Genomic DNA, 24,981 nt, shown 5'->3' on the forward strand with positions numbered 1-24,981 from the left:
GATAATTATGAATGCAAAAGCAAAGTTTGTTAGTACCCTGCTCAAGTATACGTTTGGATTGGTACCTATTGTTGCCGGTCTGGATAAGTTTACAAATATTCTCGTAGATTGGACCACATATTCTTCCCCTGGGTTAATGGATTTATTGCCTATTACCACCGCTGTCTTTATGGGTATTGTTGGGGTTATTGAAATAGGAGCGGGTATTTTGGTTTTGGTAAAACCGTCCATTGGTGCGCTGGTCGTTTCAGCTTGGTTGGTTCTTATAGCCTTGACGTTGATAATTAGCGGTCAATATTTGGATGTTGCTGTTAGGGATGTTGTAATGGCCATTGGTGCATTCTCCTTGGCTAAATTGTCCAAAACAACTACAACATAGGCCAAATTTAGTTTTTATTGAAGAGTTAGAGTGCGGATTCAATATTACAAATTTGAATTCATGAAACTTGGTATTGTTTTAAGACATGTTAAATGTCAATAGTTCATGCTTTGGATCAAGTAAAAAAAACTTTTCCCTATTCAATATTAAACTTTGAACTTACTTATAATGAAAGGAGGTTAACAATTAATAGTACCTCATAATTTTCCCCAAAGACATGTTTACGACTTTGGGGAAAATATTGGATATGACTTTCTACCCAATACAAAGTCTTATTTATTTCTATTTGGCTTCCAATGGTTGGGGTGTAGCTAGTATGGCCGCAGGCACTACATTATCAATTGGTTTAATTGTTTTTAAATAGGCAAAAATAGCCTTAAGGTCCTCATCAGGTAAATTCCGATATTCGGTCCATGGCATGGGAGGTAACAGCGGTCTTGTGTTATCCATTCCTTTGAATTTCCCTTCTTTTATGGCCTTTAAGAATTGTGCTTCCGACCAGTTGCCGATTCCGGATTCATCAGGAGTAAGATTAGCGGCAAAAGAGGTTCCCCAGGGTCCTACGGCGGCAGTAAGTCCCATACTGAATAGCACATAAGATTTTGCAGTTTCCTTGTCGTAAGGTGGCAGGTTCTCTTGGGAAGGGTGCCCGGAGAGCCTTCTTTCCGGATCAACCTCCGGACCTCTGTCCGTCATTATTTTAGGGGAATGACAATCGTTGCAACCAACGGATGCAACTAACAGTTGACCTCTTTTTACCTTATCGACGACAGTATTAGGTTCTGCTTTTGCCACTACGGCTTTGGCAATTTCTTTTTGCTTGGGAGAATTACAGGCAACAACGATAATTCCCAACATGCTAAATACTAGATAACACTTTTTCATAATTTTTGATTTAAATAATATTGAACAGATTATTTGTAGAATTTTTCTATATACTTCCAAACAGACATATTTCCTGAAACTAAGGAGGTATGTTAGAACCAACATCCCATTCGTTGGAAGGTGTTGTTGGTTAGGTCCAATAAAAAAATGAATAAAAAAAATGTACAATCGACCAGCCTGAAGAGTGCTGTAAAATAAAATTAATATCTAGAATAAAGAGGGGGGTAAACTAACTATCCAACTTAAAAATCGGATATAAAATACTCGCAAAAATAGCCTTGTTCATATTTAGGCAGTAAGCTAAAATTAATAAAAATTCCAATATGAAATTGAAATATTTTTGAGAGTACTGAAGCATTTTTAATAAAAAAAGCCAATAGAATTTGTTCTATTGGCTTGGTAAAGATTGGTTGGTTAATTGGTATTATTTAAAGTCGGATACTTTTAGTTGTTTTTCATCCCAGTATTCGTCCTTCCTAAATTCATAGGTGGTAGGATTATAGGAACCTACCAATTCAACATTGGTCTTGGTCGGTACCGGTAGATCCAATGTCCAATATACGGCATTTACGACTAATCTTCGCGTTCCTTCAATAGTGAAATCTACTGCTGAAAAGGCTGTAGATGTAAAGGCCTTTCCTTTTTTTCCTCCAGGAATTTGATAGGTCCTGGTCCATGCTACCGGCATTAGGGGTGAACTAACATCTTTTCCTGCATGGTTGGTTTTGGCTGCTTCATCATCAGTGGGGCGCATACCATAGAATATATCATTCTCGTCGAATTCGCCTTTTCTGTTCATTACCTTACCATAAATTATAGGTTGGGAATCTCCAGACATGGGCAGACGCACTTCATAGACATCTGCAGAGGCCCAAACATCCCCATCTGAGATACTATTTGTAATTCCTGTAGTTTTTCCCGCATCGGTTACAAAACCTTTGGTGCTTTGATGCTTGTGGTGCCCGTGATGGCTCACCCATTTTTCGCCAAGAACAAGTCGACCAAATCCGCCTTCCCATTCTGCCATATCGCCTTTATAGGAGTTTCCGTAATGTTTGTAATTGGAAACATCTTCATCAGTAAAGTTGAAGGCATGCGTTGCCGTTCTAAGTCCAATTACAGGTTTACCTGCCATAAGATAATCATCAATGTGTTTCATTTGGTCATCCGGCAATGCCCTAAACCTTGTAGCAATAATCATTAGGTCGGCACTGTCCAAGGCTTCTAATCCGGGTATGTTTTTACCATAATTAGCATCAATTGTACCAGGGTTGGCCGGATCCTGGGCAAACAGTACGGTACAATTAAAACCATGATGTTTGGATAGGATTTTCGCCAATTGTGGCATCGATTCCTCAGAGCGGTATTCTTCATCGCCTGAAATAAGGACTATATGCTTTGCATTCTTGTCACTACCTTCAAAAGTAAGCCATTGTTGCGGTGTATCCGTGGTTTCCACGGTTGCCGTTTCATTCGTTTTAGCTTCTTTTTGCTCTTTACAGGCGAACATAAAAAGGCATATAAGAATAGGTAATAAATTTTTCATTAATTTTTTTTTAGTTAATTCATATTGGACGTAAAGAACTGGATTAATTATTTAATCCCCATGCCTTCCTTGATCAATTTTAAGCCTTTGGTATAGATTTCTTCAGAAGGAGAGTAATCCCGCCATACGTTAATAGCATTGGCAAACTCCGGGATAATGGTACTAAAAGCCTCTATAGTAAGCCAGCCGTCATATTTTACCTCTTTCAAGGTAGCAAAGACTTCATCCCAGTTTACCTGTCCACTGCCGGGCGTGCCCCTATCGTTCTCGCTTATATGAACATGCTTTAAATGGGGAGCTATGGTTCTAATGGCTTGGGCCTGACTTTTTTCTTCAATATTGGCATGGTGTGTATCGAACATGGCGCCCAAATTGGGATGGTTCACCTCCTTGACCATGTTGCCGAGATCGGCCATAGTGTTGTAGAGATAACATTCAAATCTGTTTACGGCTTCAGGAGTTAGCATAATATTGGCTTTTTTGGCATATTCGGCCGCTTTATACAACATCTCATTGCTCCACTGTTTTTCCTGTAATGTAGGTGGTTGACGTGTAAATAAGGCAAATGTGGAATGAAAAGGTCCGCAGATTACTTCTACATTGGCGGCTTCGGCCATATCAATGGTCCACTTTAATCGTTCCAGGCCTGCCTCTCTGGTCTTCTTATCGGGACTGGCAATATTCTGCTCGGGAGACAGGGCACCTACAGCAGTGACACCCATATTGATACTAGAAAAATGCTTACCTAATTTTGTATAATGCTTAAGATCCCCATCTCCTAAGAACAGCTCAATCCCATCATAGCCAGTTTTTTTTAGGGTATCTACAATATCAAAGTGTTGCTCTGTGACATGGTTAGTCCAGAGCAACATATTCATTCCAATTTTCATACTATATATTTATGTATTTACTAATAGTCTGTTACGGGTTGGCCACTAGTAGCTTCGGCGGCATCGGTATTTTTGCGTTTTTTGACCCAAAACCAAAGTATGGTAAACAGGACGATCAAAATAGCAGGGAAGGCTACCATAGTACCAAGTGTGGCCTGTCCGGATACTAGTTCCAATTCATCCCCTGTAAATCCTGCGGCAGCCGCCTCGGCTTTGTCAGAATCGATCCACCCACCAATAATAGGTTGGAATATGGATGAGGAGAACATACCCACAGCACCAATGATAGACATTCCCAAAGCACCACTTTTTGGTATTTTGTCCGCAACAAAACCAATCATATTTGGCCAGAAATAGGCTATTCCCAAGGCAAAAAAGATGGCAGCAACATAAGCCATAGTTCCAGTTTGAGTGCTAAAAAGATAGATTCCTATTGTGGCTAGAACAGCTGAACCCAATAGTACACCAGTTTGATCGAATTTGTGAACTACTTCCCCACCAAAATAACGGGCTACGGCCATTAGTCCTGTAACTAGTGCCAATATAATCATAGGTTCTGCACCACTCTTGGCCAAGATAAGGCCTACCCATTGTTGTGGGCCAAACTCAGAGATAGCGGTCAAAGACATACAAACAATCATAAAAATGAATAAAGGGGACAACATGGCCTTGAAATTTCCGCTAAGGGTAGCCGCTGCCTCAACTTTGGCTTTAGGCCAAGCCTGTCCAAAGTACAAATAGGCATAGATTAATGTCGGAATCATTATTACCCAGATTTGTGTTTCCCAACTTAAGCCTGCATCGGTCATAAATTTGGAAATAAGACTACCTATTACAATACCTCCTGGAAACCACATATGGAAGCGGTTCATCATTCTGCTCATCCTTGTGCCGGAGTAGGCATCCGCAATCATAGGGTTACAGGCAGCTTCTGTACAACCATTACCAAGACCTATTAATAAGGTGGAAATAAGTAAGCCTACATAACTACCAGAATAAATAGTCAAAATAATCCCCAGGGCATGGGCGAAAAAGGCAAATTGCATAATGGCCTTTCCACCTACCTTATGGTAGATTAATCCTCCGATAACCATGGATATCGGAAAACCGAAAAACCACATTGAATTGATAAATCCCAGTTGTTCGGCGCTTAAACTTAGTTCTTCTCCCAACTGTGGAAGAATCCCAGCTCTAATACTAAAAGAAAATGCGGTGGTAATTAATGCGAAACAGCTACCGTAAAACAGTCTGTTGGCATTGGTTTTTTGTTGATCATTTGAATTTTCCATTGGATTTAATAGATTTTTAATTAGTTGGTGTATAATTTAATTTTTGATTTCAGCGTATAAGTTTAATCTCTTTTTTACAATAATCATAATTTATTTTTAATTGTTTTATCAAATAACAAATTAATGACCACCTATTTTACGCTTTTATTATCTGACCAATAAACCATTTATTCATGAGCCTTTCGATCCAAAAAATTAAAAGCTGATAAATTTAAACTTTAAAGATTTTTAAAAGTTCCTATATCCTACTAAATAATGGTACTTTTTTGTCTTTGGAATATATTAGTTCCTTGTCTATAAATGTTAAGGGCATTATACCTTATTATATGTATAATATATAAGGAGGAACTATTTTGGTTTCTGTAAGCCGGAATTGCTACTTAATAAGGTAAGGATAAAATATGCTTATAATTTGTCTGGACTAAGTATTAAACAACCGTACATATGCTCAGGATCAGTGGTTCCCAAGTTTTACTCACTAGGTGAGATTTGTATGCTCTGATGTTGAGGTCTAAATGTTTTCAGAGGTTTCCTTCCGATGCCTAAAAGGCTCGCTATGAGGTAATTGTGGTTAAATCCTTCAAAATAGTTATATAACCGATAATATGTGGTTCCAATAAATTTTGGGCTACTACGATATGCTGGTTTTGATGTTCAAGAACAATTTGCGATATTCATGGGGGCTCATATGTACAATTGCCTTGAATTGCCTGTTGAAGTTGGATAAGGCATTAAAACCACACTCGTAACTTATCTGCGAAATATTGAAATTATCCTCCAGCAATAATTTTCTTGAATGCCCTATTCGGATTTCATTTACAAAGCGTGTAAAAGTTTTATTGGCCCTAGGTTTAAAATACCTACAGAAGGAGGTGGTGGTCATATTAAGCATTTCCGCTATTTCTTCCAATGATATTTTGGTCTTGAAATTGGACATGACATAGTCGTAGACAATTCGCATTTTGTCTGCGTCATCCCCCTTAAAGACATTGGTGTACCCTGGACTGGATAATAGATGGTATTCTTCACTATTGGCTAGGATATCTATAATTTCAAATAATTTTATAATTCTTCGAAATCCTTGTTCGTTGTTGATCTTAAGCAGTAGTTTATTTATTTTATTTCGGGTTTCCCCATAAAATTCCATGCCCCTGACAGAATTTTCCACAAGCTTGTTGACATTGTAAAATTCTTCCTTGCCCAATAAGGATTCGCTAAAAAGATCGTGGTCAAAATAAATTACCAAACCTCTGGTAGAGAGCTTGCTGTTTTTGTCAAAATAAGCGTCATCGCTCCGCCATAAATGAGGAAGGTTGGGGCCGGTGACTACCAAATCACCTTTTTCAAAAGATTGTACATGGTCCCCAACAAATCTGGTGCCTTTGCCTTCGGCAATTAAAGATATTTGGTAATCTGGGTGAAAATGCCAATTTGGATTGAAGTAAGGGCCAACTATATCCTTGAAAATAAAAGTTTCTTTTGTTGTAAGTGTTTTTTCAATGTTGGGGGTACTCATAAATTTCCGGATTGAATTTTATTTTGGCTAATTTAAGACAAAAAAGTGTCATCTTTTAGTAAGATAGAGGGAATATTCATGCGGATAGTATTTTAGATTTGTAGAGCTAAGTTTTTATAGTCAGATTTTATCACAATAAATTTTAAGAATAGTGTATAAAAAGTGATAATAAATTTGGATATTGACAAACAATACGGTTTAGCGTGGCCATTGATTATCCGTGGAATTTTTAAACATAGATTGCCTCTAGATTTAGAAGGTTCGGCAATGGATTAGTTTCTGCATCGGGTATTTAAGATTTGTATTATTATGTTGGAATCATTAATTTACGGCTATTCTATTTTAGGAAAGAACACTTGGAACGCCATAATGTCTTGGGTTGTGTTTTCGGTGCTCGTTTCCTGTGGAAATAATGAAGGCAAAACCGGTACAATTTTAAGTACGGAACATTCAGAACATCTGGTGGCGCAAGCCGACCTGTCGGATGTAGATAATGGTCGTTCATTGATGATTGGGGAGACCGTTAAGGGTGAAAGGAGTGGGGATGAATATCGTATAACATACAATGGGGAAGAAGGTCCAGGAAAAGGAAAACATATTGTTTTTATAGCTACGGATCATGAATATAGAGGGGAGGAAACCTTACCTGCATTGGCGAGGATTTTGGCCAAAAGATATGGTTTTAGCTGTACAGTGGTATGGGCTCTGGACGAGAAGGGCAATATATTTCCCGGAGGGTCGGACCTTAAAGGACTCGATGTTCTTAAAAAGGCGGATCTGATGGTAATGTTCACTAGGTTTGCGAATTTTGAAGATGGTCAGATGCAATATATAGATGACTATCTAAGTAGGGGAGGGGCTGTATTAGGATTACGGACTTCTACCCATGCTTTTAAAAATGCCGATAACCCTAATTGGAAACATTATGACTACAAATATGAAGGTGAAAAAGAGGCTTGGCACGGTGGATTTGGAGAGGTAGTTCTGGGGGAGACCTGGGTAGGCCATTATGGTAAGAACCATCAGCAGGCTTCCAAGTTAATAATAGAAGAAAATAATAGGGAGCATCCCATAATGCGCGGAGTACAAAATGCATGGGCGCAATGCGGAGGCTATAATGCCTATCCCCAAGGCAAGGATTTGAAAATATTGGCCCGAGGAAGGGTATTGAACGGAATGACCCCGGATGCTGTACCGGACACTAGTAAGGAGGAGTTACCTGTTGCCTGGGTTAGAACTTACCAATTGGAAACAGGTAAGCCCGGACGGGCATTTACAACTACCCATGGGGCTTCGGAAGATATCCTGGACGAAGGGTTTAGAAGAATGCTCATTAATGCCTGTTTCTGGGGATTGGAAATGGAAGATGAAATTAAAGCGGACAATCCGATAGATTTTGTAGGGGGATACGAGCCAACTACATTTAAATTTGAAGGTTACCAGAAAAATGTAAAACCGTCCGACCTAAAGGGTTGGGAATCGGTAATAATGCCAAGAAAATAATATAACGAATAAAAACTATTGTTATGCCAGAAAACAATTATCCAAAACTCCACAACGCTTCGTGGCCCGGTGTGGTAGGAAAAGGACCTGATTCAGAGCCACCAATTTCGATTGATACCATGATCGAGCTAACGGCCAATGCCGAGGTAGACGGGGTTAAATTTGACGGATTTGATCTATTTGCCGCCGATCCGCATTTGGATATCGATTCCAATGATGACGGTATTAAAAAATTGGCAGATAAGGCCAGCGCTAAAAATTTGGAGATTGGAAGTTTGGTAGCCCCTGTATGGGCCGGAACCGGAGGAGGCTCCGCAATGGGATCCAGGGAAGAGCGCAATCAGTTTGTAACCCAGGTACGCAAGGCTTGTATTATAGGTAAAAAACTGCGCGATCTAGGGATACGTCCAAATGGAGTAATTAGAATAGATTCGTCCGTTGATCCACATAGCTGGGCAGCCGATCCCGTGGCCAACACGAAATTAATTGCACAAACCTTCCGCGAGGCATGTGATGTGGCCGCCGATTATGGTGAGTCTCTAGCCGCCGAAGGTGAAATTTGCTGGGGCGGGATGCACGGTTGGAAAACCATGGTGAACACCCTTGAGGCCGTAGACAGACCTAATATTGGGTTTCAGGCCGATATGGCTCATACCTTGTTGTATCTTTTAGGTTATAATAAGGAGGACGAAAGAATATTGCCCAAAGACTTCGATTGGAGCGATCGGGCAACGTTGACCGAAGGTCTTAAGACTGTAACAGCTGCGCTTCGCCCATGGACGATTGATTTTCATGTAGCCCAAAATGATGGCACGGTGTTCGGTTCGGGATCCCATGATAAAACAGGAAGGCATTGTCAGGCTACGGATCCAAATGGAAAATTGGACATTGCTGTGGATGCAGGACATTGGTTGCGCGATGAAAACGGTATCCTTACCAAAAAAATCAGACATATCTGTTGGGATGGTTGTATGTTCCCAAATGATGTTATGATGCAGCCTAAAACCTGGAACGATATCTTGGGAGCCATGATCAAGGTGCGTCAACAACATGGATGGTACGAGGCGCCTTAATATAAAAGGCTGATTATACATTTGTTAAGCTGAAATTTTAATTTAAAATAAAAAAATAGAGTACACATGTCAAGTAAGAAAGAATTACGAATAGGAATGGTAGGTTACGGATTTATGGGGAGAACCCATTCCAATGGTTATCGCAGGGTGGGCAATTTTTTCCCTGAACTGGAGTATCAACCTGTATTAAAGGCAATTTGCGGACGCAACTTGGAACGCACCCAGGCCTTTGCCGATCAATGGGGCTATGAGTCCGTAGAAACCGATTGGAGAAAGCTTATTGCCCGTGATGACATTGATGCCATAGATATTTGTACTCCCAACAATATGCACGCCGAAATTGCAATAGCAGCGGCAGAAGCTGGAAAAATGGTTTTATGTGAAAAACCTTTGGCACGGACTGTTGCGGAGGCTCAACCAATGGTTGATGCCATAGAGAAAGCAGGAGTGCCCAATACCGTCTATTTCAATTACAGGAGATTGCCATCGGTTACTTTGGCGAAACAACTTATAGATGCCGGTAAGCTGGGTAAAATTTTTCATTATCGCGCCAATTTTTTGCAGGATTGGACCATTAGTCCAGAACTTCCACAAGGTGGGGAGGGCTTATGGCGATTGGATAATGATGCAGCTGGATCTGGCGTTACGGGCGACTTGTTGGCACATTGTATAGATACTGCTATGTGGTTAAATGGGGGGATAAAGGATGTTTCCGCCATGACCGAAACCTTTATCAAAGAAAGAGTACATACCGGTACAGGTGAAAAACAGAAGGTAACCATTGATGATGCCTGTATGTTTCATTGCCATTTCGATAATGGCTCTTTGGGCCTTTTTGAGTCTACAAGATACGCTAGAGGTCATAAGGCTTTATATACTTTTGAAATAAACGGGGAACATGCCTCCATAAAATGGAACTTGCATGATCTTAGTCGCTTGGAGTATTTTGACCATAGGGATGAATCCCAAGAGAGAGGATGGCGTTCTATCCATGTTACCGATGGTGACCATCCTTATATGGATAAATGGTGGGTACCGGGACTATCAATAGGATATGAGCATAGCTTTGTACATCAAATAGCGGATTTTCTAAAAGCACTACAGGAAGGAAAACCCTGTTCCCCTACATTTAGGGAGGCCCAAGAAACGCAGAAAGTTTGTGAAGCCGTATTGGAATCGGCAAAAACGAAAAGCTGGAAAGATACCGGTGTTAACTGGTAACTTCAAACTTTTCCGGATAAGGGAAGTTCAATGTTTAGAATTGAATTATCAATTTTTAAACTTTTTTTGAACAAGAAATTAAAATTAACAAATTAATGCTATGAGTAATTCTATAAAAGGATTTTGTCTTCAATCCAACGAAAAAATATATCCAAATACCGGTCAATCGGTCCTTAGTAATTCAGCGGTTGTAGACATGGAAATCCCTCCTTTAAAGGAAGGGGAAATATTGGCAAAAACACTGTATACGGGAATTTGTGGTTCGGACAATAGCGCAACTATTGGCAAGGCCAATTTTGATTGGGTGCAGCGTCCAAGGGTAATTGGACACGAGTTTAGTGCCGAGGTGTTGGAGTTGGGTCCTGGTGACCACGGAGACCTTAAGGTTGGGGATATTTTTACGCCCTTGGCCATGTTGGGATGTAGGGAAGAAGATTGCCCTGCCTGTAGTGTGTCCAAATGGAACTTATGTCCCAAAAAGGAAATAATAGGTTTTCACAGAAACGGCGGATTTGGACAACAAGTAGTGTTGGAGTCGGATCGTGTAGTGCCTTTAATGAAAGGCCTTACCCCGGCCCAAGGTGCCTTGGTGGAACCATTGTCCATCATTACCAATGCCCTATATAACAAATGCGACATTAAACCTGGTCAGGATGTTGTGGTAACAGGCTGTGGCATCATAGGTATGATGTCTGCCGAAGTTGCACGGGCAGCAGGCGCAAGGGTTGCCGTAACAGGTATTGCGCACGATCGTGATATCCGTTTAAAGAGAGCAAAAGAAAGAGGTTTTATTACCATAGAAGTGTCACCGGAAAATTCCTTGACCACCCAATTGCAAAATGGCATTACCGATGATAACGGTATTCCGTTTGGAACTAATGGAAAAGTAGATCTTCTTATAGAATGTTCCGGAGTTCCACCTGTACTTACAGAGGCAGTAGGGGTTGTTAAGCCTGAAGGGGATATATGCGTTATTGCCACCTACGGAACGGATGTACAGATCAATGCCACACACCTTACCCGTACCTCCTTAAATATGAGAGGTTCCATGGGGTCTTGTAGGGCAGACTATATGGCCGCACAAAAATTGATGGTAACCGGTATTTTTCCTTCTGAACACTATACGGATTACTATGATTTTAAAGATATCAACCAAGCTTTTGAGGATTCGATAAAGGCAAATAATATGAAGGCCGTTGTAAAAATGAACTGATAATTTATTAGTTCTTGTACAGGCCTACAACCTAATATTAAAAAAACTAGCATTAAGAATTATGCACAAAATATTTATTACAGGAGGTACCGGCTGTATAGGATCGGTCACTATTTATAAACTTCTACAATCAAAGGAGGTTGGGAAAATTGTTATTGCAACCCGCTCCAACAATGTGGACCCATTAAAATTATGGCTCCCTGGTGATTTGGATTCACGTCTGGAGTTCGTTACTCTTGATGTTTCCAATTACAAAGAGATTGAAAGGGTTTTGTTCGAAGTGGATCCCACGCACATTATTCATTTAGGGGCATACCAAAGTCCGGATTGTTCTCGCGATCATATTGGTGGAATGGAAATAAATACTGGAGGCACAATGGCACTTTTTGATGCCGCTGAAAAATTAACCAACCTCAAGAGATTTGTTTTCGCCAGTTCGGCGGCAGTTTATGGTATGAGGTCCATGTATCCACAAGATATAATTAATGAGGATGTTCCATTGGCTCCACCTAACCACTATGGCATTTGGAAATTATCCGGAGAACACCTGGCACGTCTATTTCACGATAATACCAAAATACCAACTGTATGCCTTAGGTTGAACACCACCTATGGAAAAGGAAGGGACAAAGGAAAGACTTCTGCCCCCACCAATGCCTTAAAGGCAATAGTAATGGGAGCTGTGGAAGGAAAAGTAATTCCCTTTGAAATGCCGTACCAAGGAAGGGAAAACTACCATTTTGTGGAAGATGTGGGAGCTCAATTCGCCGCCTGTGCACTACAGCCCTACGAAGGCTTTGGAGCCTTTAATATACAGGGGGAGACTATTCCAATTACATCATTCTTGGAACTTATAAAAGAACAAGCTACCGCTTTGGGTATGGGGGAATATGTATCATTATCTGTTACGGATGGTGCCCCACCCAACCTGTTCGTTTGCGATTTGGATCACAGTAAAATAGCAAGCACATTCAAAGACTTGCCATTGACAGAAATAGCGGAGGGAATACGCAATTCATTGATAGAGTTCAAAGCTATGGCAGAAAAAGGCACATTAAAATATTCGACTGCTGCCTCATGAAAGATATAGGAATAGGATTTATTGGTGCGGGTGATATAGCCGATTTGCATGCAGAAGCCATAAATAGTTTGCCAGGTGCCCAACTTGTGGGTCTTTGGAACAGAACTTTTGAGAAGGGGGCGAAAAAAGCAAAAATATTTGGATGTAAGACCTATAAAACGGAGGATGAATTGCTTCAGGACCCTCAAATCGATGCTGTTTTCATATTGACCAATATGGAAACCCATTGCGATTATACTATTAGGGCGGCAAAAGCAGGAAAACATATATTGGTAGAAAAACCGGCAGCCTCCAGTATTGCTGAATTGGAGTTGATGCAGGAAGCTGTTAAGGCCGCTGGTGTTAAATGTATGCCGGTCCATAATTATATCTATGAATCAGGGATAAAAAGGGCGAAATCCATGATTGAAAGCGGCAAATTGGGCGATATTTCCCAGTTCTACATGATGTACAACATACACCATGCCGAGGAGATCAGAGCCCGCTATCCTGGGGTAATTCGCCAGATATTGACCCATCACAGTTATACCATGCTGTATTTGGCCGGACAACCAAAAACAGTTTCTTGTTTAAAGCATACCGTAGATACTACGATTGCCCCACAAGAAAATGTGGCCATGGCCAATATTCAAATGCAAAATGGAACCTTGAGCCATTTAGCGGCCAGTTTTGCCAATGATGATCACGCAGGAGATCCCTGGACTTGTATTATAAAAGTTATTGGAACAAAAGGTAGTACGCGTTACAGCTATCGGGATTGGGTAATCAATGATCGTAATGGAGCCCATTCGCAAACGTATCAGTGTTATCCGGAATCCATAAAGAATACGGCAACCCATTTTATCAACAATGTACTTAGGAATAATGAGGCGGCACTTTCAAGCCTTGAAGATGCCATTACATGCCAGCGAATTATAGAGGCTTGCGAAAAATCTGTGAAAGAAGGAATACACGTAAATATCAATTAATTATATACCAATAAAGATGAATATCAATAAAAACGTTGCTAGGGGAAAGTTATTCCTAATGCTTTTCCTAGTCCTTGGCTTTTACAGCTGTAGTAAAGAGGAAGACAACACTTTAAAAATTTCCCCTAACTCCCATATCGTATTGGTGGGTAATAATTTAGGTTCACGAATGATGAACTTTGGGCATTTCGAAACTGAAATGCAACTTCGCTTTCCCAATGATTCATTGTTTATCCGTAATATGTGCGATGGTGGTAACACACCCGGCTTTAGGCCACATCCCGCAAGAAATTCACCTTGGGCGTTTCCAGGTGCTGAAAAATTTGAGCATGAGTCCGGACAGGCCATCCATTTTGAGGATGATGAAAACGGACGTCGATCTGGCCCTATTGGTCATTTCCCTTCTCCTGATGAGTGGATTACCAGCTTAAAGGCTGATATTATCATAGGATTTTTTGGGTATCCTGAATCCTTTGAAGGGCCGGAGGGGATTGATAATTATAAAGGGGAATTACGAGCCTTTATCAAGCATACCCTTAGTCAAAAATATAATGGTTCCACTGCACCTCAATTGGCACTTGTTTCCCCAATTGCCTTTGAAGACCTTTCTGATAAGATGGATCTGCCTGATGGAAAAAAGGAAAATGGGAACCTTGAGCTTTATACGGCTGCCATGAAGGAAGTAGCAGCTGAAGAAGGAGTCCTACTTGTAGATGCTTATGAGCCGACCAAGGAATGGTTCCAAACGGAAAGTACGGATTTAACACAAGATGGATTTCAATTGACCGATTACGGCTATCAGAAGTTTGCTAAGCTGTTGGCCGATAAAGTTTTCGGAACCAAGGAAAGTAAGGCAGAAGAGAACCGGGAATTGGTACTTGATGCCGTAAATGAGAAAAACTGGTTCTGGCACAACGATTTTAAAATTCCCAATACTGTTCATGTTTATGGAAGACGTTATGATCCCTATGGTCCGGACAATTATCCTTACGAAATTGAGAAAATACGTCAGATGACCGCCATAAGGGATACTGCCATATGGCAGGCCTTGGAGGGTAAAAAAATGGATTTGGCCAAAAGCGATGCACAGACCAAAAAATTACCTGAGGTAGAAACGAATTATAAGCCGAGTGATAAAAATGGAACACCAGAATATTTATATGGGCAAGACGCCTTGGATAAAATTAAACCGGCGCCGGGTTATAAGGTAGAACTTTTTGCTTCAGAAGTTGAGTTTCCAGATCTGGCCAATCCTGTACAGGTTTCTTTTGATAACAAAGGAAGGCTTTGGGTTGCGGTCATGCCAAGTTACCCGCATTATAAACCAGGGGATAGTAAACCCAACGATAAATTACTGATTTTAGAAGATACGGATGGAGATAACAAGGCCGACAAACAAACTGTTTTTGCAGACGGACTTCATTTGACCATTGGGTTTGAATTTGCGCCTGAAGGTGTTTATTTATCACAGGGTACAAACTTAGTACTTTTAAAGGATACCGATGGGGATGATAAGGCCGATGTAAAAGAGATTGTTTTAAGTGGTTTTGATGACCATGATACTCACCATGCCATTAGCGCTTTTACAACAGATCCCTCCGGTGCAATTTATATGGGCGAAGGGGTGTTCTTGCATACCAATGTAGAAACAGCCTATGGAAACGTTAGGGGTACCAATGGTGGATTCTATAGGTATAGCCCACAAAGACATCATTTGGAACGTACGGCACAATTGCCCATTCCAAATCCATGGGGAATTGCATTTGACGATTGGGGACAACCATTTTTTGAACATACCTCAGGACCATCTGCTACCTGGATGATGCCCGGAACAATTGTACCGCGCTACGGGGTAAGTTCACCATTACCTGAAAATCTTATTGAGAAGAAACATTTGGTGAGACCAACTTCTGGTTTGGAATTTGTGTCCAGTAGACATTTTCCTGATGCGGCACAAGGCAATATGCTGATTGCTAATACAATAGGATTTTTAGGAATTAAAGAACATTCCATGGTGGATGATCCTAAAACAGCTGGCTATTTAAGTAAGCACCAAGAAGATCTGATTTCTGCAAGCGATAAGAATTTTAGACCTGTAGATATGGAATTTGCCCCAGATGGCTCCTTGTACTTTATAGATTGGCACAATGTACTTATTGGCCATATGCAGCACAATGCACGCGATCCGCTACGTGATCATGTTCATGGGAGGGTATACCGCATAACCTATCCATCCAGACCTTTGGTAGAACCAGCCAAGATCGTTGATGCAAGCATTGATGAACTATTGGATAATCTTAAACTTCCGGAATACCGTACCCGTTATAGGACCAAAAGGGAATTACGGGCCAGGGATGCCTCCGAAGTTTTGTCTAAATTAAACACATGGGTAGCAAACTTGGATACCAAGGATCCTAGGTACGAACATCATGTCTTGGAAGCCCTTTGGGTTACATGGGGCTTGGATAAGGTTGATGGGAAATTGCTTAAACAAGTGCTTAATGCCAAAGATTTTAAGGCACGTGCAGCCGCAGTAGGTGTACTTCGTTATGCCGGACATCAGATTCCAGATCAGGCCGAACTTCTTATGCAAGCGGCTAAAGATGACAATCCAAGGGTAAGGTTGGAAACCTTGGTTGCAGCTTCATGGTTGGGTAGGGATGTTGGAATTCCTATTATAACCGAAGCTGGTAAAAAAGGATTGGACAAATGGATGGAAAAGCCTTATGAATCTGCGCTTGCCCATTTAAATGGTCACAAAGCTGGGGAAGAACCCAAAGAAGTCATAAAGACCGATCTAAAGGGTAAGGATTTGGAACTATTGGTTGCAGGAAGGGAAATATACATGAGGGATGGTTACTGTGCTACTTGTCACCAAGCAGATGGTCAAGGTCTGGAAGCTTCCGGTTTTCCTCCCCTTGCCGGGTCCGAATGGGTTACAGGTAATGAGGATAGACTTATAAAACTAACCACCAAGGGTCTTATGGGACCAATTGTAGTGAATGGTAAGACCTATCCCGGACAGGTACCTATGACACCTTTTGGAAATTTACTTACTGCAGACGAAACTGCAGCCGTATTGACCTATGTTAGGAATACCTTCGGTAATAAGGCTGCTCCAATTTCACCGGAGAAAGTGAAAGAGGTACGGGAGCAGATCAAGGACAAGCAAGGATTTTATTCGCCCGAAGAATTGTTAAAAGAGCACCCGCACGGCAAATAATAAGGTAAGAAGTTAATTTAATATTTGGTTTAAAAAGGCTGGTTATAGGATATTCCTTATACCGGCCTTTTTACATTTCAAATGGTTTTAGGTTTTTTTTGGTAGGATAATTGGGTATTTCCATAACTGTGCCCAGAAGGTTTCGAACTATAATTCAATGGAATCAATTCTTGGTTACAAAAGCTGATAGTAGTTTTTGAAGCCAATTTATATTTTGCCAGAAATAAGGTCTTTTTCTGCTAAGTTTATGTTAAAAATCATAGTTTTTTAGGTTTATACATTAATAAGCCATATTATTCCTAATTAATGTGTTAAGTTTTCATATGTTTATGCGACTAAGGAGATTTAGTACACTTTGAATTAATAGTTGAACAGTAAAAACTAGTTATTAAATATGGGAAGGCCGGCGACAAAACCAACGGAACTTAAGGACGGATATTATATTGAAGTTCGAAATAGAAACCAGAAAACTGGGGGTATAAAAATCAGAAGGGACACGGAGGAGCAAATGCTTCTTGCCCTGGAAGAATATAAAAAAAGCAAGGACGTAACAGTTCTTGGCGAATTAAAAAACGGTAAAATGCTGGATTTGGCAGGTTAGTCCGCCAAAATTCAATGCGGTAATAAAAACCCTGCTTTCTTTTGGGCAGGGTTAATTTTTTGTCAAAAGCATTTCTGTGTTTTTGCTTCAAAAATAATGCAGTTGTCAAGAACAGCACTGAGCAAAAATTTATCATAAATGACTTCATATAATGCTCTGGAATCTGTTGGGGACTCTTGACATTTTACGCTCCAAATATTTCTAAATTCTACTATTTGGGAGGAGGGTGAACCTAAAGCATCAATTAATTAAAATAAAGACCAGGATACCTGAAAAGTAGCCTATTAAGGCCAACCAGGCGATACGGCGCAAGTACCATAAAAAATCAATTTTCAAAATTCCCATGGCCGCCACTCCTGCAGCTGAGCCTATAACAAGTACACTACCTCCCGTACCCGCGCAATACGCCAAGAATGTCCAAAATTCATGATCATGGGGAAAGGTTTCCATAGAATACATGCCCATGGCACCTGCCACCAATGGCACATTGTCTATTAATGAGGATAAAAGCCCCAATAAGGTATTGGTGATATGAAAATCATTGAAAGAGCTTTCCAGGGCGCTTCCCATAAATTCTAGGGAGCCATTCGTTTGTATGGCGGCGACCGCCAATAAAATTCCCAAAAAGAAAAGAATACTGGGGGTATCAATTTTTTGAACCGTAGACGCCACGGATAAATGATGTTTTAGTTCAATAGGCTTATTTTTATGTAATATTTCTGTGGTCAACCACAAAAGACATAGGCTCAATAGCATACCCAAAAAAGGTGGTAGATGGGTAATGGCCTTAAATACGGGTACCATTAGAAGTAGGCCTACACCTAAAAGTAGAATAAAATTACTTTCCTTCGGGCTTATTTGTTGGATCTTAGGGGTTGTGGGTACTTCTGCTTCAATAGTTTTGCCCTTAAAATGATATGAGGCAATTAGCAATGGAACCAATAAACAAACCAAGCTAGGTAAAAATACCTCGGCTATTATGGTGTTTGTGGAAACTTGACCACCATTCCAAAGCATAATGGTCGTGACATCGCCAATGGGTGACCAGGCACCACCTGCATTGGCAGCAATGATGATAAACCCTGCAAAATACCATAGGTCCGACTTGCTGGTCAAAAATTTCCTTAAAATGGCCATCATTACAATTGTAGTGGTGAGGTTGTCCAATACAGCAGATAGGAAAAAGGTCAGTAAACATAGTACCCAAAGAAGCACTAACATGCTTCTGGTCTTTATGACTCTAAGAATAATTTCAAAACCGTTGTGGATGTCTATTAATTCAACGATGGTCATTGCTCCAAGTAGAAAGAATAGGATTTCAGCTATTTCTTCAAAATGCTCCTTAAGCTTTGTTATGGTTTCTGAAAAATCTACTCCCGTATGGGCAACAATAACCCATAATACTACCCCTATAAACAGGGCAGTCGCCGCCTTATCTATTTTAACAACATGCTCCAGGGCTATTATCATGTAGCCGGCAATGAAAAAAAGGGTTGTAATTAGCATGATATTTTATTTTGAAATCTATTGTTTGTTCTCATAACATTTTCAGTTTGGCCTGAGTTGGGTCAGGGAATTAATTATTGTAAATTATTCTGATGTATATAGGATTTTGTTACCTATTGCAATTGATTAATGGAGGAATTATGTCTTTGGAATAGAGCTAATGCCCCTTCTTATTTTTACAAGGCCAGATGGCACTTGCTAAATGATACATTATGTAGATGCTATGTGCATAGGAAAAAATAGAATTATATAGAGGCATGATAATAAAGAAGGAAAGGCATTTGCCTAAATTCTATTTTATCTGATTACCAATTCTAAGGTATAAATAATAATCGTTAATAGATTGTTAAAAATGAATCCTTGGGAATGCTGTAAAATGGGGATTTAAATTGTTTTATCAATTTTTGTTTTTACTATGACCGTAGTGCTAAGATGTAGGTTTTTCATTTGGTCAAAAAGAAATTCCTAAACCTTTTTTTGAAGGGTACGATAAAAATAAAAGGAGCTTGACTCCTTGGCTATCTATCATACAAAATGCCTAAAACAAATATTTTATTTTCTTTACCAACTTCATAGGTAGGTTATAAGGGGGATATCGAAGTGGTGCATCCAACCAATTAGCTTTTTTAATAATGGCCTTTTGATGTGAAAAAAGGTCAAAAGATCTTTTGCCATGATAGGCTCCCATTCCACTTGCACCAACTCCGCCAAAAGGGAGTTTTTTATTCGTGATTTGTATTACAGTGTCGTTGATAGCTCCTCCGCCAAAACTGTACCTATTGATTATCTTTTTCTGGAAGGCTTTTCGGGTGGAAAATATATAGGTAGCCAAGGGTTTGCCATAGTTAGTTATATGCCGCTCAATATCGGCTTCATTTATATAGGCAATAATTGGAAGTATGGGTCCGAAAATTTCGCCCTTCATCAATTTACTGTCCAATTTAGGCTCATTAACTATAGTTGGGGCCAGATAATTATCTTCATCATTACTATTGCCGCCAAATAGAATTTCCTCACCCTCCAACATATCTTTTAAACCTTCAAAATGAGCTTTGCTTACGGTGCGCGAAAAATCCGGAGATTGTTCTATATTTTCTCCGTAGCATTTGGTTATGTTTTGTTTTAATGCCGCCACAAGTTTGTCCTTCACTTCTTTGTGAACAAGTATATAATCCGTGGCAATGCAGGTTTGGCCGGCATTTAGGAATTTGCCCCAAACAATGCGTTTTGCGGCCAGATTAATGGATGCCGTTTCATCCACTATGGTAGGGTTTTTCCCCCCTAGTTCCAAGGTGACTGGAGTAAGGTGTTTTGCTGCTGATTCATATACTATTTGCCCGACACGGGTACTTCCCGTAAAAAATATGTAGTCCCATTTTTGGGCCAAAAGGTCTTGGGATACTTTCACACCGCCTTCCACAACGGTAACATGTTCCGGTAAAAAAACTGCGCTGATAATTTCGGAGATGATCGATGACGTATAGGGTGTAACTTCTGAAGGTTTTACTACAACTGTATTTCCTGCCGCAACAGCCGCGATCATAGGGGCAAATGCCAATTGAAATGGATAGTTCCATGGAGCAATAATCAATACAGCACCATAGGGCTCCTTATAGATCCAATCAGAAGAGGGCCAATTCATTAGAGAGGCGGATTTTCTTTCAGGACTGGCCCATTGGTCAATATTTTTTAATGTCAATTTTAATTCCGCCAAGACGAATTGCGTTTCCGCTGCAAAGGTCTCAAACTTAGGTTTTTTGAAATCTTTGTAAATGGCTTCCGCAATGTCATCCTCACGCGCAATTATTTCTTTTTGCAATCGCTTTAAGGCCTCTTTTCGGACTGAAACATCCTTGGTCTTTTGAGTTGCAAAAAAATCGCGCTGTTTTTCTAATATCTTCATGGCATTAAATTAATATAAAAAACATCCCCAAACTTATTCGTTCGGGGATATTATAAAAATTATGTTCTAAATCACATCAAAATGAAAGTGAATATTGGAACTAATTCAATCGTTATATTTTGTATTCAGTTCTAACTTTAATGTAAGAATGATAAGGGGAAATATATTGATGTTGTTATTTTCTTAGTCTCTTTCCCTGGTTCAATGCTTCAAAGCCAGAATATATTCGGCAACCGCCATTTTAGCTTCCTCCGATAAATAATTTTGTGGCGGCATTTCCGGATAGTCTTCCCTAAGGTTTTTTGGAGCAGTGATATAGTCTACTATGCCTTGGGGATTGTCATAGTGAATTGCCTGAAGGATTTCGGTTGGCGGCCCTATCAATCTGGTACCAAAAGCGTGACAACCTGCGCAGACCCCATAATAAGTAAGCTCGCCCAGTTCTTCTTTTGATACGGACCTTGGGGGTACAGGGGATGGGGTCATCATAGTAGCAATGTCTTCTGTATCCGTAATCTGGGACGCACCATAGCCATCCAAGCCAAATGTTCGGTATTTGTTCTTATCCCTGATGGTACTGCCCGTTCCACCGCCATAGGCAAAAATATCGGGCCCCTTCGTGTCCATTTGTGTAAGCATGATTGCCTTTATTTCACCTGTTGGGTCATTGCCGTTATTGAACATGATATTATCCAGTATAACCACTCTGTCCGGATTTCCTTCGGAATTGGGGTCATTTGCCTTGGGAGCACCTGTAGCGAGATCCACTATGGTAATCCCTGTGTTATTATTTCCCGTAATAATATTGTTCTCTACAATGACATCATCGGCGGCCATAATTAAAATACCCGTACCGGATGGAATTCCGGAAACTGTTGATCCAGGGGCACCAAAATTTTCATGGTTGTTGTTTACGACAAAGTTATTCCGCAGTATAACATCAAAGGTGGTCTTTATGGGAAGACCAGGGGTTACAAAGGCCAATAGTCCACCTGTATTGTTGTGGGCATAATTGTTTTCTACCAAACAGTGCCTGGAATTTTCAATCTCAATGCCCGCAACATTATCAAATACTTCGTTATGGCGCACATCTACATTATCGCACATGCCGATATATATGGCTGCATCCGCAATTTTACTCAGTATATTATGTTCCACCAGCCCATTTTTACCATACTGTGGAAAGATGCCATAAACCCCAGTATCAATAATCCAGTTGTTGCGTATTACAAAATTGTTACCGGCTTGGCCCATTATGCCATTGCCTTTGTAGTTGATTATTTTAAAATTCTCTATAAGAATTCCATTACCGGAATAGAGGAAGGCATCGTTTATTTTCTTTTTGCCATCCAATGTTGGCCATTCTCCTTTGATTACTACGCCTTGTAGGCTAATGTCATCCTTATCAATGTATACGTTCTCCGAATAAGTTCCTGGATATACACGTATTAGATCCCCTGGATTAGCCTCTTTTACGGCATCCTGAATGGAGGAGCCCTTTTTGACTTCTATAATTTTTCCTGTAAATTCTCGATCGGAAGCTACTTGTGTGGTGTCTTTGGTATGTCCCACATTTCTATATTTCATGGAAGAAGGAATGGGGACAGTCTCCATATTTTTTTGTCCGAAGAACGATTTTCCTAGGAACACCCCAATACCCAATAGTACTATGGATCCGAGGATTTTTAAAAAAGGTGATTTTTTCTTCATTTTTTAATTGATTATTAATTAAGAGGGTATACGAAGTCCTGAAGGCAGTACCTTCGGAACTTTTGGTTTAAATGATTCGTCGGTCAGGGTTTTAAGAAAATCCACTAAACGGTCCAATTCGTACTCGGTTAAATTGGGTTCCCATATGTGCCAATGGATCAATAAGTTTTCGCCCTCAGGTACCGCATGACCCCTACCGTCCGTATAAAATTGAACGGTTTCCCGAAGGGTTTTGAATCTTCCGGAGTGCATATAGGGAGCTGTTTCTGCTATATTTCTTAGACTGGGAACCTTAAATGCCCCTCTCAAGCTTTTGTCAGTAAAGGGAATTTCGGCCCCAGGATCTAACGGTAATCCATCAGGTTCTGGAGTGCCGATAACGGCAAATTGTTGGTTGGTAAATAGGGGAGGGGTATGGCACTCAGCACAGCGTGCCACGAAAGATCTGAATATATTAAGCCCTTCTATTTCGTTTTTGTTCAGGGCTCCATCATAACCATGCGCATATTGGTCATATTTACTATTCAAGGAAACCAATGAAGATTGGAAGGCCGCTATGGCGTTGGTGATTTCCTTGAGCAAAATGGGCTCATCCTTATGCCTGTTGGGATAGGCTTCAGCAAATAATTTTTTATAATTTTCAATATCATTGATGGTCCTGAGTAAATTTTCTGGTGTATTTCCCATTTCTATCTCGGAAAACAATGGTTCCAGCATTTGCTCTTCCAAGGTCGAGGCACGACCGTCCCAAAAGAGCTTTTTTAGATAGCCGACGTTATAAAGTGACGGTGCGGCCCTTTTCAATTTATTATTATCTATACCTCGGCTAACTGCGAGTCCATCACTTAATCCTTTGTTGGGATCGTGACATGAGGCACAGGAGACGGTTTGATCGGCAGACAGGACGGGATCAAAAAACAAATACCTTCCCAAATCGATTTCCTGTGGAGAAAAACCATCCCTAATTTCCGGTAAGGCCGATTTTAGACCACCTACACCAGCTTTGTTGGTTTTTTCGTATTGACTATATAGATTTTTTGCAATGCACTCATTGTTTTCGTTCAGCTTAAATCCGGGAGGGCAGGAGCCTTTTAAAAGTGGAACGGGATAATAGCTTGAAGGTCTTTGGCCCGCAAAAAATGCCAATGCCAAGATTCCAAGAATTACCACCGGTAGAATTGCTTTTAAAATGACCTTACTGTTTATCATCTGGTCTTAATTTATACTTCAGTTGTTCAATAATATTTAGGACTGTGTATGTGCCAGATCACATGTGGATTTCATTACCGTATTTAAACTAACAGGTCCCACTTGTGTGTGAAAACAGATGTGTGTTACCCCGTTCATTGGTATAGACAGATACACTATTGGTACAAATTAACAAGGGTGTTTCAACTAACTATTATGTCTACTATACTTTGTGATGAAATATCCGTATTTGGGATTAATGGGACATTTTTTTTGGTTGTAGTATTTTTTCAAACTCGGTCTTGTAACCAAATGAAACGGGGATTTTTTCTTCTGGGATATATTGGATATTAAGGGCATATCCTTTTTTTGTTTTCTTTGCAGAGTTGATGTATACCGTATTTACCATATAGGATCTATGGACGCGAATTACCTTAGGGTCCGAGATAATTTCATCCAACTCCTTGAAACTCATCCTAATAAGTTCCTTGTTGATTTTTTCTCCTGTAAAGTAAAAGAGTTCCAGGTAATTTCCTGCAGATTTGATGTACAATAATTGGTTGTATTTTATGGCCAATACCACTTTATTGTTTTCTCCATTTAAAATCAATAATTCACTGTTTCCTTTGGTGCTTGCATTTTTTATGTTGTATTGTATTTCCTCTTTGAAGGAGGATAATTTTTGTTTGATTTGGGCATACCACAAAAACAGTGTATAGGGCACCACCACTACTAAACCTATTTGCCAAAAGGTAAGTAGGAATTCGGAAATTTGTTCTTGAAGCGTTCGCATTGGCGGACTATAGGCAATCTCGAATATAATGGCCATTAATCCCATTTCCATAAGTCCCCAAGGGAGTAAACTATAGATTTTAAATCTTTTGGGCCCAAATATTGTTCGCAGGATAAAATGGGTAAAAATAAGCACACTAAAGCCTATGAGTATAAACTCCCAATAATAATTTTCGCCCCATTTATTAATGTTGTAAGGGGCATATATATTGATGAAAATGAAAGAATACAGACTAATAAAGCCAATCAATAACAGTTTGCTTCCAGCGGAATCCAAATAGGGGATTTCCTGCCTTAATATTGCTTCTATACGCTTCCTCATATGTTGGACCGGTTACAAAAACAAGACATGGTAAATTTTGGTTTTACTGGTTGGGTTATTTTGTTACATCGAATCTAATGAAAATAGTTTTTATAGGAATGCCCTCACGAAATTATCTTTTTAAAAAGGGCTGTTGATTTTGTTTTTTAAGTAATTTATAATTTCATTCAAG

The 24,981-nt window shown here is 40.1% G+C and carries 19 protein-coding genes; 9 read left to right on the plus strand and 10 right to left on the minus strand.

What is annotated here, in order from left to right; genetic code table 11:
- The first annotated feature begins 7 nt into the window (after window positions 1-7).
- Window positions 8-379 carry a hypothetical protein gene (locus KO529_RS05550; protein WP_215946901.1) on the plus strand — a complete coding sequence of 124 codons (372 nt, stop codon included), beginning with the start codon at window positions 8-10 and terminating at the stop codon, window positions 377-379.
- Window positions 380-661: 282 nt separating this feature from the next.
- Here KO529_RS05550 and KO529_RS05555 read toward each other — a convergent pair whose 3' ends face one another.
- From KO529_RS05555 to KO529_RS05575, 5 genes are all read right to left on the minus strand, one after another.
- A complete protein-coding gene (locus KO529_RS05555) occupies window positions 662-1,264 on the minus strand; it encodes a c-type cytochrome (RefSeq protein WP_215946902.1) in 603 nt (200 codons plus the stop codon).
- A gap of 424 nt (window positions 1,265-1,688) precedes the next feature.
- Window positions 1,689-2,810: a ThuA domain-containing protein gene (locus KO529_RS05560; protein WP_215946903.1), complete on the minus strand. Its 1,122-nt coding sequence runs from the start codon at window positions 2,808-2,810 to the stop codon at window positions 1,689-1,691.
- A gap of 47 nt (window positions 2,811-2,857) precedes the next feature.
- Window positions 2,858-3,700 (minus strand): sugar phosphate isomerase/epimerase family protein, encoded by an 843-nt coding sequence (locus KO529_RS05565; protein WP_215946904.1) that lies wholly within the window; start codon window positions 3,698-3,700, stop codon window positions 2,858-2,860.
- Between the two features lie 20 nt (window positions 3,701-3,720).
- Window positions 3,721-4,989 carry an MFS transporter gene (locus KO529_RS05570; RefSeq protein ID WP_215946905.1) on the minus strand — a complete coding sequence of 423 codons (1,269 nt, stop codon included), beginning with the start codon at window positions 4,987-4,989 and terminating at the stop codon, window positions 3,721-3,723.
- A 631-nt stretch (window positions 4,990-5,620) separates the two neighbouring features.
- Window positions 5,621-6,505, minus strand: coding sequence for an AraC family transcriptional regulator (locus KO529_RS05575; protein ID WP_215946906.1), 885 nt, complete (start codon window positions 6,503-6,505; stop codon window positions 5,621-5,623).
- 309 nt (window positions 6,506-6,814) lie between these two features.
- On the opposite strand from KO529_RS05575, the gene KO529_RS05580 reads away from it, so the two are divergent.
- The 8 genes from KO529_RS05580 to KO529_RS05615 all read left to right on the plus strand — a co-directional run bounded on the left by KO529_RS05580 (window position 6,815) and on the right by KO529_RS05615 (window position 17,388).
- Window positions 6,815-8,008 carry a ThuA domain-containing protein gene (locus tag KO529_RS05580; RefSeq protein WP_215946907.1) on the plus strand — a complete coding sequence of 398 codons (1,194 nt, stop codon included), beginning with the start codon at window positions 6,815-6,817 and terminating at the stop codon, window positions 8,006-8,008.
- A gap of 23 nt (window positions 8,009-8,031) precedes the next feature.
- On the plus strand, window positions 8,032-9,081 hold the full coding sequence (locus tag KO529_RS05585; RefSeq protein WP_215946908.1) for a sugar phosphate isomerase/epimerase family protein: 1,050 nt from the start codon (window positions 8,032-8,034) through the stop codon (window positions 9,079-9,081).
- Window positions 9,082-9,147: 66 nt separating this feature from the next.
- Window positions 9,148-10,302, plus strand: coding sequence for a Gfo/Idh/MocA family protein (locus KO529_RS05590; RefSeq protein WP_215946909.1), 1,155 nt, complete (start codon window positions 9,148-9,150; stop codon window positions 10,300-10,302).
- 100 nt (window positions 10,303-10,402) lie between these two features.
- The gene (locus KO529_RS05595) at window positions 10,403-11,515 is read left to right on the plus strand and encodes a zinc-dependent alcohol dehydrogenase (protein ID WP_215946910.1); all 1,113 of its coding nucleotides are present in this window, start codon (window positions 10,403-10,405) and stop codon (window positions 11,513-11,515) included.
- 61 nt (window positions 11,516-11,576) lie between these two features.
- The gene (locus KO529_RS05600; RefSeq protein WP_215946911.1) at window positions 11,577-12,596 is read left to right on the plus strand and encodes an NAD-dependent epimerase/dehydratase family protein; all 1,020 of its coding nucleotides are present in this window, start codon (window positions 11,577-11,579) and stop codon (window positions 12,594-12,596) included.
- Complete coding sequence (locus KO529_RS05605; protein ID WP_215946912.1) at window positions 12,593-13,564, plus strand: Gfo/Idh/MocA family protein; 972 nt, start codon at window positions 12,593-12,595, stop codon at window positions 13,562-13,564. The genes KO529_RS05600 and KO529_RS05605 overlap by 4 nt, the downstream gene beginning before the upstream one ends.
- Window positions 13,565-13,580: 16 nt before the next feature.
- Window positions 13,581-16,787 carry a PVC-type heme-binding CxxCH protein gene (locus tag KO529_RS05610; protein ID WP_215946913.1) on the plus strand — a complete coding sequence of 1,069 codons (3,207 nt, stop codon included), beginning with the start codon at window positions 13,581-13,583 and terminating at the stop codon, window positions 16,785-16,787.
- A 394-nt stretch (window positions 16,788-17,181) separates the two neighbouring features.
- Complete coding sequence (locus KO529_RS05615; RefSeq protein WP_031443295.1) at window positions 17,182-17,388, plus strand: hypothetical protein; 207 nt, start codon at window positions 17,182-17,184, stop codon at window positions 17,386-17,388.
- Window positions 17,389-17,628: 240 nt separating this feature from the next.
- Here KO529_RS05615 and nhaD read toward each other — a convergent pair whose 3' ends face one another.
- The 5 genes from nhaD to KO529_RS05640 form a co-directional block, all read right to left on the minus strand.
- The gene (gene nhaD, locus KO529_RS05620) at window positions 17,629-18,894 is read right to left on the minus strand and encodes a sodium:proton antiporter NhaD (RefSeq protein ID WP_215946914.1); all 1,266 of its coding nucleotides are present in this window, start codon (window positions 18,892-18,894) and stop codon (window positions 17,629-17,631) included.
- Window positions 18,895-19,432: 538 nt separating this feature from the next.
- Window positions 19,433-20,797: an aldehyde dehydrogenase gene (locus tag KO529_RS05625; RefSeq protein WP_215946915.1), complete on the minus strand. Its 1,365-nt coding sequence runs from the start codon at window positions 20,795-20,797 to the stop codon at window positions 19,433-19,435.
- A gap of 201 nt (window positions 20,798-20,998) precedes the next feature.
- Window positions 20,999-22,507 (minus strand): parallel beta-helix domain-containing protein, encoded by a 1,509-nt coding sequence (locus KO529_RS05630; RefSeq protein ID WP_215946916.1) that lies wholly within the window; start codon window positions 22,505-22,507, stop codon window positions 20,999-21,001.
- Window positions 22,508-22,525: 18 nt separating this feature from the next.
- A complete protein-coding gene (locus tag KO529_RS05635; RefSeq protein ID WP_252734311.1) occupies window positions 22,526-23,716 on the minus strand; it encodes a cytochrome-c peroxidase in 1,191 nt (396 codons plus the stop codon).
- Between the two features lie 235 nt (window positions 23,717-23,951).
- Window positions 23,952-24,809 carry a LytR/AlgR family response regulator transcription factor gene (locus KO529_RS05640; RefSeq protein WP_215946917.1) on the minus strand — a complete coding sequence of 286 codons (858 nt, stop codon included), beginning with the start codon at window positions 24,807-24,809 and terminating at the stop codon, window positions 23,952-23,954.
- Window positions 24,810-24,981 lie beyond the last annotated feature (172 nt).

The sequence above is a fragment of the Arenibacter algicola genome, assembly GCF_018860365.1.
Taxonomy (GTDB): domain Bacteria; phylum Bacteroidota; class Bacteroidia; order Flavobacteriales; family Flavobacteriaceae; genus Arenibacter; species Arenibacter algicola_B.